Below are 15,379 nucleotides of genomic sequence, written 5' to 3'. Positions count from 1 at the left end.
GCACGATGCCATGATGCTCCAGCAACTCCAGCCGCGGCAGGTCGGCATCGAACAGGTTTGCGGTCATGCCGTGCCGCTGCGCCATGTCTGCCAGATCAACATTGAGATGGCACATCAGCTCTTCGATCACGGCGCGCCGCAGGCCATCTTCCTGGGACACCGGGCGCATGCGGGCGACCGGCAGGTCGCCGTTATGCACGGCCTGTCGCCAGGAGGCGACCGACGGGATGTTCTGCGCATAGCCCTGTGGCAGGGTGCTGATCGCCGAGGGGCCGAAGCCGAGCAGCACTTCGCCGACGGCCGTGGTGTAACCCTGGAAATTGCGATGCAGCTCGCCGTTGACGGCATGCTGCGCCAGCCTGTCGTCGGGGCGGGCGAAATGATCGAGGCCGACCCGGCAGAAGCCGTTTTCCACCAGGGTCTGCGCTGCCGCTGCCTCCTGGGCGAAACGCGCCGCGGTATCGGGCAGGGTGGCGGTATCGATGCGGGCCTGATGCGCCTTCATCCATGGCACATGGGCATAACCGAACAGCGCGACGCGGTCGGGCTGCAGTGCCATGCTCTGCTGTACGGTGCTGATCACATTCTCCACTGTCTGACGCGGCAGGCCATAGATCAGGTCGAGATTGAGCGAGGTGATGCCGGCCTCGCGCAGGGCATCGACGGTGCGCGCCACCAGGTCGAGCGGCTGGCGGCGATTGATGGCGGCCTGCACGCTTTCGTCCAGGCTCTGCACGCCCAGGCTGGTGCGGTTGATGCCAAGCGCCTTCAGGCCGGGGATCAGGCCGGCGTCGAAACGGCGCGGATCGAGCTCGATGGCGATCTCGGCGCCGGGCTCCGGGGTGAAATGGTGATACAGCTTTTCGGCGATGCGCTGCAGGCCGTCGCTGCCCAGGATGCTGGGCGTGCCGCCACCAAAGTGCAGGCCGGCCAGGCGCGGCCGCGACGGCAGGTAAGGCAGGGTCAGGTCGATCTCGCGCAGCAGCAGCTGCAGGAAGCGCTCCAGCGTCTCGTCATTCTTCACCACCTGCGTATGGCAGCCGCAATACCAGCACATCTGCCGGCAGAAGGGCACATGCACATAGAGATTGAAGGCGCTGTCATCCGGCAGCTCGCCCAGCCAGCCGCGCCAGGCGCGGTCATTGTCCACAGCCTGGAAATGTGGCGCGGTGGGGTAGGAGGTATAGCGCGGCACCGGGCCGATCCGGGCCGCCAGAGCGGCCAGGGTCGCGGTGGAATGGGGAGCGGCGGAGTCGATCATGGCGCAACTGGAGCATGTCTGCCGCGCGGCGGCTTTGACCTAGCGCAACCGGGCCGATTACACCGGCTAAATATTTGATCCATGACAGTTTTATGGAGCGGTTCGGGCTGTGACCATGGTCACAGCAATCGATTGCTCCGTCATGGGATAAAAATCGGGTCAGCGTCGAGGGATGACCCTCGTGTTCCCCAACTGAGCCCCCGGAGCTTCATGCTCCGGGGGTTTTTTGCTGGGCGAGCGCGCTCAGCCAAAGGTGTCGGCGATGATGCCGGCATACCAGCCGGCGGTATGCTCGGCTTCCAGTTTGCGCTGGGCCGCATTGGCCTGCATGGGCGAGACGCCGCCGGCATTGGGCACTTCCGCCACGCCTTGCGGGCCGGCGCGGTAGGTGCCGGTGACCGAGATGCCGTATTCCGGCGTCACCAGGCTGTAGCAGGTATTGTGGAACACCGCCGCCGGCGGCGTGGTGCCGCGCAGGCTTGAAACCACATTCGCCGCCACCACCTTGGCCTGGCTGTTGGCCGCGGTGCCGGATTTCGGCATGGCGCCGGCGATCGAGGCATCGCCGAGCACATAGACATCCTTGGCTTTTTTCGAGGCAAAGCTGGTCGGCTCGACGGCGCACCAGCCGTTTGCTTCTGCCAGTCCGGCATCAATGGCGATCTTGCCGGCGCTCTGCGGCGGGATGATGTTGATCACCGCGCCCTTTTCCTTGCCGAAGCCGGCTGTGACCGTCATGTCCTTCGGATCGACGCTCTCGATCTTGCCGCCATCCTTGCCGGCGATCCAGGTGATCATGCCGGGATACTGGCTTTCCCAGCCCGAAACGAACAGGCCCTGCTTCGAGAAGGCGTCCTTGGCGTCCAGGACCAGGATCTTCGATTTCGGCTTATGGGTCTTCAGGTACCACGCGATCATGCTGACGCGCTCATAGGGGCCGGGCGGGCAGCGGAACGGATTGGCTGGCGGCGCCACGATCACGGTGCCGCCATCGGCCATGCTTTCCAGCTGCTTGCGCAGCAGCAGGGTCTGCTGTCCTGCCTTCCAGGCATGTGGCATCACCGTATTGGCGGCCTGCTCGCTCCAGCCCGGCACGCCGGCATATTTCAGCTCGATGCCCGGCGCCACCACCAGGCGGTCGTAATTCACCTGGCCGCCATCCTTCAGGCGCACGCGCTTGGCATTGGTGTCGACGGCCGATGCCTCGCCGCGCAGGATCTTGATGCCGTAGCGCTGCTGCAGCGGATCGCGGCGCTGGGTGATATCGTCCAGCTTGCGGATGCCGCCCAGCACGTAATTCGAGAAGGGGCAGGTGATATAGCTCGGATCGCGCTCGATCAGCGTCACCTCCGTGTTGGGCGAGAACAGCTTGATATAGCGCGCGGCCGTGGCGCCGCCGAAGCCGCCGCCGATCACGACGACGCGGCCGGCCGCCTGGGCCTTGGCGATATGGGGCAGGCCGAACACGGCGGCTGACGCGGCGCCGGCGGCCAGGATGTGGCGGCGGGAATAGGTGGTCATGGCTGGATCTCCCGCTTCAGTTCTTGGCCAGGTAATCGGCGAGCGCCCTGAGCTGCTCGTCGGAATAGCCGCGCGCGATGCGGCCCATGATGGTGTAGGGGCGCTTGTCGGTTTTGAACTCGGTCAGCGCGGCATAGAGCGTGTTGGCATCATGGCCGTGGATCGCCGGCATGGTGGGCGAGATGTAGGACGCGCTGCCATGGCAGACATTGCAGGTCTGCGCGGCCAGGGTGATGTCGGTGATGCCGTTGCGCTGCTGCGCGGTGGCCGATCCAATGCCGAAGTGGCCAATGCCGAACTGGCCAATGCCGACCAGGCCATAGGCGGCCACCCCCAGGGCGGCGGCCAGAAGCCATGGCGAGACTGAGCGATGCATGTTTCCCTCCCGATTTATCTTTATGCGGGAAGAATAGGCGCCTTGCTCGTTTTTAGCAAATTATTTTGTTGATAATATTAATAGACACAAAAAATGTGTCGTAATCTACCGGCTATCTCCGCCACTCCTGGCGGCCAGCAGGATGGCAACAAAGATCAATATCGTGCCGCCGATCATACGCAAATCCAGGCTTTCGCCAAAAGCAATCGCACCCACCGCCAGGGCGGTGACCAGTTCGCTGGCGCCGGCAATCGCCGTGCGTTCGGCGCCGGCCGCCGGCGCCCCCAGAAGCAGCAGGCCAAGCGCGCCCACCGTACTGACGATGGCCAGCGCCAGCACGGCGCCCCAGCCGGCGATCGAGGCAGGATTGGTGATGCCGCCATCCATCAGCAGGCCGAGCAGAAGCATGGCGATCAGGCCGCCGAGGAACACGCCGCCAAGACGCACCGGGATCGTCACCGCGCTCAGACGCTTGGCGGCGACATGCATGAACACCGCATAGGCCAGCGGCGGAATGAAGGCCATGCCGATGGCGATCAGCGGCAGGCCGTCATTGCCGAACCCCGCCGGCGACAGGATCAGCATGGCCGCCGCCAGCACCAGCAGGGCGGCCACGGCATTCGGCCAGGTCAGGCGTTCGCCGAAGGCGAGCCAGCCAAGCAGGATGGTGAACAGGGGATAGGTGAACAGGATCAGCACGGTCAGCGCCACGCTGAGCTGCTGCAGGGCCAGGAAATAGAAGAACATCGTCCCCATGTAGCCGGCGCCGGCCAGGGTTGCGACCAGCGCATCGCGCTTTGCTGCGATCATGCGCCCGGCAAAGGGCAGCAGGCAGAGCGTGGCGATGCCGAACCGCCAGGTCAGCAGCGACAGCGGCGGCAGGCCTTCGGCATAGGCGATGCGGGCGAATAACGGCATCAGGCCAAAGCCGACAGCGCCAAAGGCAACCAGCGCCATGCCGGCGAGGGGAGAGCGGGGAGGGGGCATCACGATACCAATACCAACCTTGTCATGGCCGGGCCTGGCCCGGGCATCGACGTGTTTTTTGCTAGATGACTGGACGTGGATGGCCGGGTCAAGCCCGGCCATGACGCTGGATTGACGGTGGTGTCAAACCGCAAACGTCGCGCTGATCGGTGCCATGCCAGCAATCGTGCCGGTCAGCGTCGTGCCCGCCTTGAAGAAACGCAGGCCAGTAAACGAGCCGGTGGTGACGATCTGGCCCGGCTGCAGGCCGCCGCAATGATCGCCGCAGCTCCGCGCCAGTTCGGCCAGCAGCGCAAAGGGCGAGCCACCCGGCATAGTCGCGGGGCCGTCGCAGATCACCTCGCCATCGGCTTCAAGCCGTGCCGACACGTGATCAAAATCCTCCGGTTGCCAGTCGCCCTCGAACGGCGCACCAGGCACCAGCCCGGCATTCATCTGGAAATCGGCCAGAATCCACAGCCGGCTTGCCGTGCGCGGATCGCCCAGCCGGCTGTCGATGACCTCAAAGGCCGGCAGTGGCGTGACGGCTTTCGCAAGGCGTGACAGGAAATCCGGTGCATCAGCTGGCGGCAGCGGCGCATTGATGCGGAACGCGATTTCCAGCTCGGCGCCGCGCAGCCGCGTTTCCGACGGTTGCCATATCGCAGGCGAAGGCCGGATCATGCCGGCGCGGATCGGCGCGCGGATCGCCGGCTGGTCGGGCGCGGAGCGGCCCACCTTCCAGCCGCCGACCGGGCCGAGCGCGGCCATCACGCCGGACTGGATGGTCCAGACATCGTCCAGGCCCGCAAGCTCGTAATCGGGCGCATAAAGCGGCCCGCCCTTGCGGGCGGCCAGCAGGCGGGCAATGGCCTCGCCATGCATCGGCTATTTCGCGATCCCGCAGAAGTCGCGCGCGGAAATCCATTCGCCGTGACGGGTGCAGCCGGCCTCGGCCAGCGCGACGAACACCTCCATGATGTCTTCCGGCTTGGGCAGGGTGTTCGGGTCTTCGCCGGGAAAAGCCTCGGCGCGCATGTTCGACTGCGTACCGCCCGGATTGACCAGGTTCACGCGGATGTTGCTCTGCTCGGTTTCCCTGGCATAACCCAGCACCATGGCATCCAGCGCGGCCTTCGAGGCCGCATAGGCGCCCCAGTAGGCGCGGATGTCGCGCGCGACGGAAGAGGTGACGAAGATCGCGCGGCCCGAGGGCGAGGCATGCAGCAGCGGATGCACGGCGCGGATCAGGCGCTGGTTGGCATGCACGTTCACCTTGAACACCTTCTCCCACAGGTCGGGCGGGAACTGGTGCAGCGGCGTCATGCGGCCGAAGATGCCGGCATTGCCCACCACGATGTCGATGCGGCCGAACCGCTCGTAGAGCGGCGCGGCCAGGCCGTCGATCAGTTCGGTCTTCTCCAGGTCGAGCGGCACCAGGGTGGCGCTGCCGCCCATCGCCTTGATCTCGTCGTCCAGCTCTTCCAGCGCGCCGGTGGTGCGGGCGACGCAGATCACATGCGCGCCCTCGGCGGCATAGCGTTTGGCGATGGCGGCGCCGATGCCGCGGCTGGCGCCGGTGATCAGCGCGATGCGGTCCTTGAGACGCATGGTAACTCTCGCTTGGTTGCGCCGGCGGGCCGGCTGTCGGTGAGGGGCTAAATAGCCCAAATGGCCGGCGCCGAGAAGCGCCGGGCGCCCTTCAGGGCTGGATGATCTGCCGCAGGGCCTGGTTGCCGGCCATGCGGTCCAGCGCGGTGTTCACGTCCGCCAGAGGCAGGCGGTGGCTGATCAGGCGGTCCACCGGCAGCAGGCCGCGCTGATGCAGCGCCATGTATTTTGGGATGTCGCGCTGCGGGTTGCAGCTGCCGATATAGCTGCCCTTCACCGTCTTGGCGCCGGTCACCAGGGCGGCGACATCGAGGCTGAACGGGGTTTTCGGGTCGATCAGCCCCACGGTCACCACCTGGCCGCCGCGCCGCACCGCCTGGTAGGCGGTGTGAAAGGCGCCCAGCGTACCGGCGGTTTCGAAGGCGTGGTCGGCGCCGCCGCCGGTCAGGTCCAGCACCTGCGCGGCGCCATTGCCGGCCTGATCCAGCACGGTATCGGTGGCGCCAAGATCGCGCGCGGTTTCCAGCCGCGCCGCATCGGTATCGACCGCGACAATACGTTCCGCGCCAGCGAGTTTCGCTCCCAGCAGCGCGCTGGAACCCACGCCGCCCAGGCCGACGATGGCGACGCTGTCGCCCGGTCGCACGGCTGCCGTGTTGAGTACGGTGCCGGCGCCGCACATCACGGCGCAGCCGAACAGCGCGGCCACATCGAACGGGATGCCATCTGCCACCTTGATCACCGAAGCTTCCGACACCACGGCATATTCGGCGAAGGCCGACAGGCCCATGTGATGATGGACCGGCGTGTCGCCGCTGCGCAGCCGCGTGCCGCCGCCCAGCAGGCCGCCGGCACGGTTGGCCTGCAGGCCGGGGCCGCAGAGATGGGCCTCGCCGGAGGTGCAGCTGGGACAGGCGCCGCATTGCGGCTGGAAGATCAGCACCACGGCATCGCCGCGTTTGACCCGGCTCACGCCGGGGCCGGCTGCCTCGACCACGCCGCTGGCCTCATGGCCCGGCACGATGGGCAGCGGCCAGGCGCGCAGGCCGTTCACCACCGAGAGATCCGAGCGGCACAGGCTGGCGGCCTTGATACGCACCAGCAACTCGCCCTCGCGTGGTCCTTCGGCGTCGACGTCTTCGATCCGCAGCGGGCGGGATTGCGCATAGGGCAGGGGCAGGCCGGTTTCGCGCAGCACGGCAGCCTTGAAGCGCAAGGACATGAGTTTCCCCCCGGATGACAGGCCGGGCGGTCTGATGCCGCCCTGGCCATCGCGCAGGCTAGCCGGTTTCGGCCAGCAGGGTGAGCTGGCGCGGGCCACGCGTGTTGCGATCGGCCTCGTCGGTCAGGCCAATCGGGTAATCGCCGGAGAAGCAGGCATCGCAGAAGGCCGGCTTGGCGGCATCGCGAGCCGGGCGGCCCATGGCGCGATAGAGCCCGTCCATCGAGAGGAAGGAAAGGCTGTCGGCCTTGATGAACTTGGTCATCTCCTCGACCGTATGCGTCGCCGCCAGCAGCTTGGAGCGTTCCGGCGTGTCGACGCCGTAGAAGCAGCTATGCGTGGTGGGCGGAGAGGCGATGCGCATATGCACCTCTTTCGCGCCGGCCTCGCGCACCATCTCGACGATCTTGGTCGAAGTGGTGCCACGCACGATGGAATCGTCGACCAGGATGACCCGCTTGCCCTCGATATAGGCGCGGTTGGCATTGTGCTTCAGCTTCACGCCCAGATGGCGGATCTGGTCGGTCGGCTCGATGAAGGTGCGGCCGACATAATGGTTGCGGATGATGCCCAGTTCGAACGGGATGCCGCTCTCGGCGGCGTAGCCGATCGCCGCCGGCACGCCGCTGTCGGGCACCGGGATCACCACATCGGCCTCGACCGGGTTCTCGCGCGCCAGCTGGGCGCCGATCTGCTTGCGCGCCTCGTAGACGCTCATGCCCTCCACCTGCGAGTCCGGGCGGGCGAAGTAGATGTATTCGAAGATGCAGAAGCGGCGTTGCACCGGCGGGAAAGGATGATGCGAATGGATGCCGTCGGCATCGATCACCACCAGTTCGCCCGGCTCGATGTCGCGCACGAAATCGGCGCCGAGGATATCCAGCGCGCAGGTCTCCGACGCCAGGATCGGCGTGCCCTTCAGGTTGCCGAGCACCAGCGGCCGCACGCCCCAGGGATCGCGCACGCCGATCAGCTTCTTCGGCGTCAGCGCCACCAGCGCATAGGCGCCCTCGATCTGCTTCAGCGCGTCGACAATGCGGTCCACCACGTTGGTCTTGCGGCTGAGCGCGACCAGATGGGTGATCACTTCCGTGTCCATGGTGGACTGGAAGATGCTGCCCTTGGCCACCAGGTCGTCGCGGATCATCCGCGCATTGGTCAGGTTGCCGTTATGGGCCAGCGCGATGCCGCCCAGCTCCAGGTCGGCGTAGATCGGCTGCACGTTGCGCAGCAGGGTGGCGCCCGAGGTGGAATAGCGCACATGGCCGATGGCGCTGTTGCCCTGCAGGTCGCGGATCACCTTTTCCGACGAGAAATTCGGCGCCACATGACCCAGCGCCCGATGGCTGTTGAAGCGCCCCTCATGGTAGGCGACGATGCCGGCGGCTTCCTGCCCGCGATGCTGCAGGGCATGCAGGCCGAGCACGGTATTCGCGGCCGAGTCGGGGCTGCCGAAAATGCCGAAAATGCCGCATTCCTCACGCAGCTTGTCGTCGTCGAAGGGATTGGTCTGCATGGTCAGCGGCTCCGTCGTCCGCGAGCGGTGTAGATGGGGCAGGCTCGCGGCGGCTTCAAGGCTTGTCCTGCCGGATAAGACTGTCGATGCCCTGGCGTTCCTCGGTCTTATAGCCGGTTTGGCCGCGCGAGTCAGCGCCGCCGGTCCGGCCTGGGGTGCCCTGTGTCTGGTGTGTGGGCACCGGGGTCGGCGCCTGGCCGGGTTGTACCCGTTTTTCCGGCACCCGGCTTGGGTCGAGTTGTCGCAGGATCATTTCCGCGCCCCAGAAATAGCCGGCTTCGGCCAGCGGGCGGGTTTTGGCATCGTTCAGCCAGGCCGGGCGGGTCTGTTCCGGGATCAGCCGGTCGGTGATCCAGAAGGCCACCACCACGATCAGGGCACCACGGGCCAGGCCGAACAGGAAGCCGAGCGACCGGTCCACCGCCGAGATCGCCGAGGCGCGCACCCGTTCGGACGCCCAATGGGTCAGCAGCGAGCACAGGATCAGGGTCGGCAGGAACAGCGCGATGCCGGCGGCGATATCGGCAAACAGCCGCGATTCGATATAGACCCGCGCCATGTCGCGGGCATGGGGGAAGAAGAAGTAGGTCGCCGCCAGCGCCGCCACCCAGCCGACGATGGACAGCACTTCCTTGACGATGCCGCGGAACAGCGCCAGCAGCGCCGACAGCAGCAGGGCGACGATGACGATCAGGTCGACGATGTTGATCGGCAGCGACGACATCAGGATTCCTTACCGTTACTCATCTTCACCGGACCAGCTGTTGCGCTGGTCACGCCCGGCGGCGGCCCGTTTGGCGGCGGCCCGGGCGGCGGGGAAGAGTTCGACCAGTTCGTTCAGCCGCATCAGTTCGCTCGTTCCGATGCCCTTCACCTTGTTCTTTGCGCCCGCCGGCATCACCGCATGCTCGAAGCCCAGCTTGGCCGCTTCTTTCAGCCGCGCTTCCGCCTGGCTCACCGGGCGAACCTCGCCGGCCAGGCTGATCTCGCCGAAGAACACCGTGCGTTCCGGCGCCGGGCTGTCGGCCAGTGCCGAGAGCAGGGCGGCGGCCACGGCCAGATCGGCGGCCGGCTCGACGACTCTGAGGCCGCCGGCGACGTTGAGATAGACGTCGCAGCCCGAATAACGCAAGCCGCATCTGGCATCCAGCACGGCCAAAACCATGGCCAGCCGGCCTGTATCCCAGCCCACCACGGTCCGGCGCGGTGTGGCCAGCGGCGAGGGTGCGACCAAAGCCTGGATTTCCACCAATAACGGCCTTGTGCCTTCCATGCCCGCGAAGATGGCGGAACCCGCCACCGGTTCGCCCTTGCCGGCTTCCGAGCGGCCGAGGAACAGGGCGGAAGGATTGGGCACTTCCGACAGGCCGCCATCGGTCATGGAGAAAACGCCGATTTCGTCGGTGGCGCCGAAGCGGTTCTTCACCGCCCTCAGGATGCGGAACTGGTGGCCCCGTTCGCCCTCGAAATACAGCACGGTGTCGACCATGTGCTCGACCACGCGCGGGCCGGCGATCTGGCCGTCCTTCGTCACGTGGCCCACCAGGAACACGGCGGCATTCGACTGTTTGGCCACCCGCACCAGTTCATGGGCGCAGGCGCGCACCTGGTTCACGGTGCCGGGCGCGCTTTCGATATTGTCGGCGAAGATGGTCTGGATGGAGTCGATCACGATCACGGCAGGCGCGCCCTTGCCTTGCGTCATGGCCGTGTCGATGCCGGCGAGGATGTCGCGGAGGGAATTGGCGGCGGCCAGCATCACCGGCGCGTCGGCCAGCCCCAGACGCTGCGCGCGCAGGCCGATCTGCGCCACGGCCTCTTCGCCCGAGACATAGAGCGCGGTGGCGCCGCGCCGCGCCATCTGCGCCACGGCCTGCAACAGGATGGTGGATTTGCCGATGCCGGGATCGCCGCCGATCAGGATGGCCGAACCGGGCACCAGGCCACCGCCCAGCACGCGGTCGAGTTCGTCGATGCCGGTGACCGTGCGCACCACCTTGTCGGGTTGGCCGCTCAAGGAGGCGAAGCCGATCGCCTTGCCCTTGCCCGCCGAGAGTCCCTTGGGCACGGCGGTTTTTGGTGCTTCCTCAAGGATGGTGTTCCAGCCGCCGCAGGAATCGCAGTGGCCCTGCCATTTGCGGTAGGTGGCGCCGCAGGACTGGCAGACGAAGGACTCCGTCGCTTTCGCCATCAGGAACCCGCTGCCGTCATCCCGGCCAAGCGATGCTGTTGCATCGCGCGAGCGGGGATCCCATTTGCGGCGGCAGTAATGGGGCCCCGGCTCAAGGCCGGGGTGACGATTTGTGAAATCGCGCGTAACCGGCTCAAGGCTTCAGCACTTCCATCTTGATCGGGCCATCAGCCCGACCATGGATGAACTGGTCGACATAGTCGTTGCCGGAATGGTCGACCTCGGCGGCGGCGCCATGCCAGATGATCTTGCCCTTGTAGATCATCGCGATGTAGTCGGCGATCTTGCGGGCGCTGGCCATGTCATGGGTGATGCTCAGCGTGGTGGCGCCCAGCTTCTGCACGCAGGACTTGATCAGGTTGTTGATCACGTCGGCCATGATCGGATCGAGGCCGGTGGTCGGCTCGTCGAAGAAGATGATCTCGGGCTCGGCGGCGATGGCGCGGGCCAGCGCCACGCGCTTCTGCATGCCGCCGGAGAGTTCCGATGGAGACAACTCGCCGACTTCCGGGCCCAGGCCAACCTGGCCCAGCTTGTCGAGCGCGATCTGCTTGGCCTGGTCGCGATCCATGCGGCGGCCCTGGATCAGGCCGAAGGCGACATTCTCCCAGACCTTCAGCGAGTCAAACAGCGCCGAACCCTGGAACAGCATGCCGAACTTGCGCAGCGTTTCTTCACGCTCGCTGGCGCTGAATTTCATCGCATCCTGGCCGTCGATCAGGATCTCGCCGCGCTCGGGCCGGATCAGGCCCAGCACGCATTTGATCATCACCGACTTGCCGGTGCCCGAGCCCCCGATCACCACCAGCGACTTGCCGCGCGGCACTTCCAGGTCGATGCCATCCAGCACGACCTTCTTGCCGAACTGCTTGTAAACGCCCCTCAGGGCTATCTTGGCGTCGTTGCTCATTGGCCCGAGAAGAAGAGTTCGGTGACGAAATAGTTGGCGATCAGGATCATGATCGAGGCCGACACCACCGCATCGGTGGTGGCGCGGCCGACGCCCTGGGCGCCGCCCTTGGAATGGAAACCGTGATAGCAGCCCATCAGCGCGATGATGAAGCCGAATACCGAGGCTTTCACCAGGCCAGACACCACGTCGAGGGTTTCGAGGAAATCGAAGGTGTTTTTCAGATAGGTGCCGGCATTGAAGCCCAGCTTGTGGGTGCCGACCAGATAACCACCCATCACGCCGATGATATCGGCCACCAGGATCAGCACCGGCAGGGTGACCACGCCGGCGATCATGCGTGGCGCGACCAGATACTTGAACGGATTGGTGGAGAGCGTGGTCAGCGCGTCGATCTGCTCGGTCACCCGCATGGTGCCGATCTCGGCGGCCATGGCCGAAGCAACGCGGCCGGCGACCATCAGGCCGCCCAGTACCGGGCCCAGTTCGCGGGTGATGCCGAGCACCACGATCCAGGCCACGGCATTCTCGGCATTGAAGCGCGATGAGCCGAGGTAGATCTGCAGCGCCAGCACCATGCCGGTGAACAGCGCGGTGAGGCCGACCACGGGCAGCGAGTAATAGCCGATCACCATCATCTGGCGGCCGGTCAGGCGCAGGTAGATCGGCGGCGCGAAGACATGGCGCACGCCATTGAAGGTGAAGACGCTGACCCGGCCGACGGAGACCAGGAAATCGAGGAAGATGCGGCCGATGACGGCAAGCGGGTTCATGCGGCGCTCTTATAGACGCGGCGATAGCGCTTGCCCAGTTGGGTCAGCAGTTCATAGCCGATGGTGCCGGCGCAGGCGGCCTGCTCGTCGATGTCGATGCCGCCGCCCAGCAGGCTGACGCTCATGCCGGGCAGGCAGTCATCCGCGCCCAGCGCAGAGACGTCCAGCGTGATCAGATCCATGGAAACCCGCCCCGCGATAGGCACTCTGACATGGCCCTGGCGACCCCTGATGACGGCGCTGCCCCGACCCGACAGCGCGCGAGAGAACCCATCGGCATAACCGACCGCCACGGTGGCGATTCGGCTCGGTTTTTCAACGATATAGCCGGCACCGTAGCCAACGGTATCGCCCCTGTCAACGGAACGGACCTGCAGGATTCTGCCTTGCAGATGAACCACTTCCGCCATCCGGCTGGCCTCGCGACGGGGACCGGCTGCCGGGTCCAGCGGATTGCTGCCATACAGGGCGATGCCCGGCCGCAGGATGTCGTGATGGTAATCGGCTCCAAGGAAGATGCCGGCCGAATTGGCCAGGCTGCCTTTCAGGGCGGGGAAGCGCTGGCGCCAGGCGGCGAAGCGCTCGCGCTGGGCTTGGTTCAGCGGATGATCGGGCTCGTCCGAACAGGCCAGGTGGGTCATCACGAACTGCACGTCCAGCCCGTCCAGCGCGCTGGGGTCCTGGACCAGCACATTGGCTTCCGCTTCGTTAAGGCCCAGCCGGTTCATGCCGGTATCGATATGGATCGCGGCCGGCAGTTTGCGGCCCAGCCGGCGGGCCTCGGCCGCCCAGGCGGCAATCTGGCCTGGCGTGGAAAGCACGGGGCTCAGGTTGGCGGCGGCCAGATCGGCTTCCGCGCCGGCCGCCGGGCCGTGCAGAACATGGATCGTGGCCTCAGGGACGGCCTCGCGCAGGGCCAGCGCCTCGGTCGAGTGGGCCACGAAGAAGCGCCGGCAGCCGGCGGCGAACAGGGCGGGGCCGACTTTCGCGGCGCCCAGGCCATAGGCATCGGCCTTCACCACGGCGGCGCATTCGGCTTTGGGGGCCATGCCGCCCAGCCGGCGCCAGTTGGCGACCAGCGCATCAAGATCGATGGTGAGAATCGCCTGGTCGCCGAAATCGGTCATGGCCGGTGTTTAGCCCAGCAGGGGTGAAAGGAACAGGGTTAAATGCCTGTTCTGTGATCTTGTCCGGCCCGGCGGGCTGGGTCAGAGTACGGGCAAGGGGGATTGGCCACGGAAGAGGGCGACCAGAGTCGTTTTGCGTTCGCATCGCCATCTACATCGTCCGGGGGAGTCGCCGTCCGTGTTCCAGCCCATCCAGCCCATCGTTCAGGGCCTGTATTCCCGGCCGTATCTGCTGCTGGTGCTGACCACCGCCATGTGGGGCGGCCATTCGGTGGTCAGCCGGCTGGCCGTGGGCGAAATCTCGCCGGCCTCGCTCACCTGCCTGCGCTGGCTGGTGGTGGCCAGCATCATGCTTTCCATCAGCGGCCGCGGCCTGCGCGAACACTGGCCCACGCTGAAGCCGCGGCTGTGGTATCTCGGCGCCATGGGCACGCTGGGCTATACCGGCTACAACACCTTGCTCTACTGGTCGGCGCATACCACCACGGCCATCAATATCGGCATCATCAACGCGGCGATGCCGGCGATGATCTTCATTGGCGCGCTGCTGATGTTCGGCCAGCGCGTGCGCCTGCTGCAATGGATCGGCATGCTGGTGTCGATGGTTGGCGTGGTGGTGACGGCGGCGAAGGGCGACTTCGCCACCCTGCTGACGCTCACCATCAATCGCGGCGACATCCTGATCCTGATCGCCACCGTGCTCTATGCCGGCTATTCGGTGCTGCTGCGTAACCGGCCGCTGGTGCCCAGCTTGGTGTTCTTCGCCGCCATGGCGCCGGCGGCGGCGATCTCGTCGATCATCCTGCTCGGGGTCGAGATCATGGCCGGCGAATTCTTCGTGCCGACCTGGAAAGGCTGGCTGGTGCTGCTGTATGTGGCGATCTTCCCCTCGCTGCTGTCGCAGATCTTTTTCATCCGCGCGGTCGAACTGATCGGGGCGGGCCGCGCCGGCCTGTTCACCAACCTGATGCCGCTGTTCAGCACGGCTTTTGCCATGCTGATCCTGAACGAGCAGCTTGCGCTGTATCACGTCGCCGCCCTGGTGCTGGTGCTGGGCGGCATCCTGCTGGCGGAGTGGAAGCGGGGCGCTTAACCCAGGATTTCTCAGCCCAGGATTTCTCAGCCTAGGGCCACATCGAGATACAGCATCACCACGAAGCCGCCGAACAGCGATATTGTCGCGCCGCGTTCGACGCCGTGGCGATGGGTTTCCGGGATCACTTCGGACGAGATGATGAACAGCATCGCGCCGGCGGCAAAGGCCAGCGCCCAGGGCAGCAGGCCGGCCGAGATCGCCAGCGAACCGGCGCCGACGATGCCGCCCAGCGGTTCCAGCGCGCCGGTCAGGGCCGCGATCCAGAAGGCATGGGCGCGGGTATAGCCTTCGCCGCGCAGGGCCACGGCGACGGCCAGACCTTCCGGCAGGTTCTGCAGGCCGATGCCGAGCGTGACGCCCAGGCCGCTGCCCAGATCGCCGCTGGCCGCGCCGATGCCGACCGCCAGGCCTTCGGGGAAGTTATGCAGCGCGATGGCGATGACGAACAGCCAGACGCGGGCCAGCCTGCCGGCATCGGCGCCTTCGCGGCCCTTGCTGCCGAAATGCTCGTGCGGCGCATAGCGGTGCGCCAGATGCATGATCACCGCGCCGGTCAGCAATGCGGCGATCACCGCAATCGCCGCCTGGCTGCGATCGCCCAGCCCCGTCTCGGCCTGGTCCAGCGCCGGCAGCAGCAGCGAGAAGAAGGTCGCCGCCAGCATCACGCCGGCAGCGAAGGCCAGCATCAGGTTCTGCGTTGTGTCGCGCATGCTGCGCAGGAAAAACACCGGCACGGCGCCCAAAGTGGTGGCCAGGAAGCCGGCCACCACGCTGGCCAGAACGCCAAGCAGGAAAGGGGAGAGCGATGT

The 15,379-nt window shown here is 66.2% G+C and carries 15 protein-coding genes; 1 reads left to right on the top strand and 14 read right to left on the bottom strand.

What is annotated here, in order from left to right; all coding sequences use genetic code 11:
* The 13 genes from hemN to alr all read right to left on the bottom strand — a co-directional run.
* On the bottom strand, window positions 1-1,261 hold a 1,261-nt coding region (hemN, locus tag Q1J79_RS16060), incomplete at its 3' end, for an oxygen-independent coproporphyrinogen III oxidase (RefSeq protein ID WP_300302363.1).
* 243 nt (window positions 1,262-1,504) lie between these two features.
* The gene (locus Q1J79_RS16055; RefSeq protein ID WP_300302361.1) at window positions 1,505-2,782 is read right to left on the bottom strand and encodes an NAD(P)/FAD-dependent oxidoreductase; all 1,278 of its coding nucleotides are present in this window, start codon (window positions 2,780-2,782) and stop codon (window positions 1,505-1,507) included.
* A 16-nt stretch (window positions 2,783-2,798) separates the two neighbouring features.
* Window positions 2,799-3,158 carry a hypothetical protein gene (locus tag Q1J79_RS16050; protein WP_300302359.1) on the bottom strand — a complete coding sequence of 120 codons (360 nt, stop codon included), beginning with the start codon at window positions 3,156-3,158 and terminating at the stop codon, window positions 2,799-2,801.
* A gap of 105 nt (window positions 3,159-3,263) precedes the next feature.
* Entirely contained in the window at window positions 3,264-4,145 is an 882-nt protein-coding gene (locus tag Q1J79_RS16045) for a DMT family transporter (protein WP_300302552.1), read from the bottom strand.
* A 123-nt stretch (window positions 4,146-4,268) separates the two neighbouring features.
* Entirely contained in the window at window positions 4,269-5,009 is a 741-nt protein-coding gene (locus Q1J79_RS16040; protein ID WP_300302357.1) for a fumarylacetoacetate hydrolase family protein, read from the bottom strand.
* Between the two features lie 3 nt (window positions 5,010-5,012).
* Window positions 5,013-5,735 (bottom strand): SDR family NAD(P)-dependent oxidoreductase, encoded by a 723-nt coding sequence (locus Q1J79_RS16035; protein ID WP_300302355.1) that lies wholly within the window; start codon window positions 5,733-5,735, stop codon window positions 5,013-5,015.
* 91 nt (window positions 5,736-5,826) lie between these two features.
* A complete protein-coding gene (locus Q1J79_RS16030; protein WP_300302353.1) occupies window positions 5,827-6,957 on the bottom strand; it encodes a zinc-binding dehydrogenase in 1,131 nt (376 codons plus the stop codon).
* A gap of 58 nt (window positions 6,958-7,015) precedes the next feature.
* On the bottom strand, window positions 7,016-8,473 hold the full coding sequence (purF, locus tag Q1J79_RS16025) for an amidophosphoribosyltransferase (protein WP_300302350.1): 1,458 nt from the start codon (window positions 8,471-8,473) through the stop codon (window positions 7,016-7,018).
* Between the two features lie 55 nt (window positions 8,474-8,528).
* On the bottom strand, window positions 8,529-9,197 hold the full coding sequence (locus tag Q1J79_RS16020; protein ID WP_300302348.1) for a CvpA family protein: 669 nt from the start codon (window positions 9,195-9,197) through the stop codon (window positions 8,529-8,531).
* Window positions 9,198-9,212: 15 nt separating this feature from the next.
* A complete protein-coding gene (gene radA, locus Q1J79_RS16015; RefSeq protein WP_300302346.1) occupies window positions 9,213-10,664 on the bottom strand; it encodes a DNA repair protein RadA in 1,452 nt (483 codons plus the stop codon).
* 133 nt (window positions 10,665-10,797) lie between these two features.
* On the bottom strand, window positions 10,798-11,574 hold the full coding sequence (locus tag Q1J79_RS16010; RefSeq protein ID WP_300302343.1) for an ABC transporter ATP-binding protein: 777 nt from the start codon (window positions 11,572-11,574) through the stop codon (window positions 10,798-10,800).
* Complete coding sequence (locus tag Q1J79_RS16005) at window positions 11,571-12,347, bottom strand: ABC transporter permease (RefSeq protein WP_300302341.1); 777 nt, start codon at window positions 12,345-12,347, stop codon at window positions 11,571-11,573. The genes Q1J79_RS16010 and Q1J79_RS16005 overlap by 4 nt, the downstream gene beginning before the upstream one ends.
* Entirely contained in the window at window positions 12,344-13,474 is a 1,131-nt protein-coding gene (alr, locus tag Q1J79_RS16000) for an alanine racemase (RefSeq protein WP_300302339.1), read from the bottom strand. Before alr ends, Q1J79_RS16005 begins: the two co-directional genes overlap by 4 nt.
* Before the next feature lie 178 nt (window positions 13,475-13,652).
* Between alr and Q1J79_RS15995 the strand changes: the two genes are divergently transcribed.
* Window positions 13,653-14,567, top strand: coding sequence for a DMT family transporter (locus Q1J79_RS15995; protein ID WP_300302336.1), 915 nt, complete (start codon window positions 13,653-13,655; stop codon window positions 14,565-14,567).
* A gap of 26 nt (window positions 14,568-14,593) precedes the next feature.
* Here Q1J79_RS15995 and Q1J79_RS15990 read toward each other — a convergent pair.
* Window positions 14,594-15,379, bottom strand: a 786-nt coding sequence (locus Q1J79_RS15990; RefSeq protein WP_300302334.1) for a ZIP family metal transporter, incomplete at its 5' end; no start/stop codon positions are given.

The organism is Ferrovibrio sp. (genome assembly GCF_029255545.1).
Taxonomy (GTDB): Bacteria; Pseudomonadota; Alphaproteobacteria; order Ferrovibrionales; family Ferrovibrionaceae; genus Ferrovibrio.
The sequence above is the reverse complement of the archived record's forward strand: the minus strand, read 5'-3'. Positions and strand labels throughout refer to the sequence as shown.

What these genes read in the sequence shown, in the direction of transcription:
- Q1J79_RS16055 (WP_300302361.1), bottom strand. Translation starts at nt 2,782, where the DNA reads ATGACCACCTATTCCCGCCGCCACATCCTGGCCGCCGGCGCCGCGTCA.
- Q1J79_RS16050 (WP_300302359.1), bottom strand. Translation starts at nt 3,158, where the DNA reads ATGCATCGCTCAGTCTCGCCATGGCTTCTGGCCGCCGCCCTGGGGGTG.
- Q1J79_RS16045 (WP_300302552.1), bottom strand. Translation starts at nt 4,145, where the DNA reads ATGCCCCCTCCCCGCTCTCCCCTCGCCGGCATGGCGCTGGTTGCCTTT.
- Q1J79_RS16040 (WP_300302357.1), bottom strand. Translation starts at nt 5,009, where the DNA reads ATGCATGGCGAGGCCATTGCCCGCCTGCTGGCCGCCCGCAAGGGCGGG.
- Q1J79_RS16035 (WP_300302355.1), bottom strand. Translation starts at nt 5,735, where the DNA reads ATGCGTCTCAAGGACCGCATCGCGCTGATCACCGGCGCCAGCCGCGGC.
- Q1J79_RS16030 (WP_300302353.1), bottom strand. Translation starts at nt 6,957, where the DNA reads ATGTCCTTGCGCTTCAAGGCTGCCGTGCTGCGCGAAACCGGCCTGCCC.
- purF (WP_300302350.1), bottom strand. Translation starts at nt 8,473, where the DNA reads ATGCAGACCAATCCCTTCGACGACGACAAGCTGCGTGAGGAATGCGGC.
- Q1J79_RS16020 (WP_300302348.1), bottom strand. Translation starts at nt 9,197, where the DNA reads ATGTCGTCGCTGCCGATCAACATCGTCGACCTGATCGTCATCGTCGCC.
- radA (WP_300302346.1), bottom strand. Translation starts at nt 10,664, where the DNA reads ATGGCGAAAGCGACGGAGTCCTTCGTCTGCCAGTCCTGCGGCGCCACC.
- Q1J79_RS16010 (WP_300302343.1), bottom strand. Translation starts at nt 11,574, where the DNA reads ATGAGCAACGACGCCAAGATAGCCCTGAGGGGCGTTTACAAGCAGTTC.
- Q1J79_RS16005 (WP_300302341.1), bottom strand. Translation starts at nt 12,347, where the DNA reads ATGAACCCGCTTGCCGTCATCGGCCGCATCTTCCTCGATTTCCTGGTC.
- alr (WP_300302339.1), bottom strand. Translation starts at nt 13,474, where the DNA reads ATGACCGATTTCGGCGACCAGGCGATTCTCACCATCGATCTTGATGCG.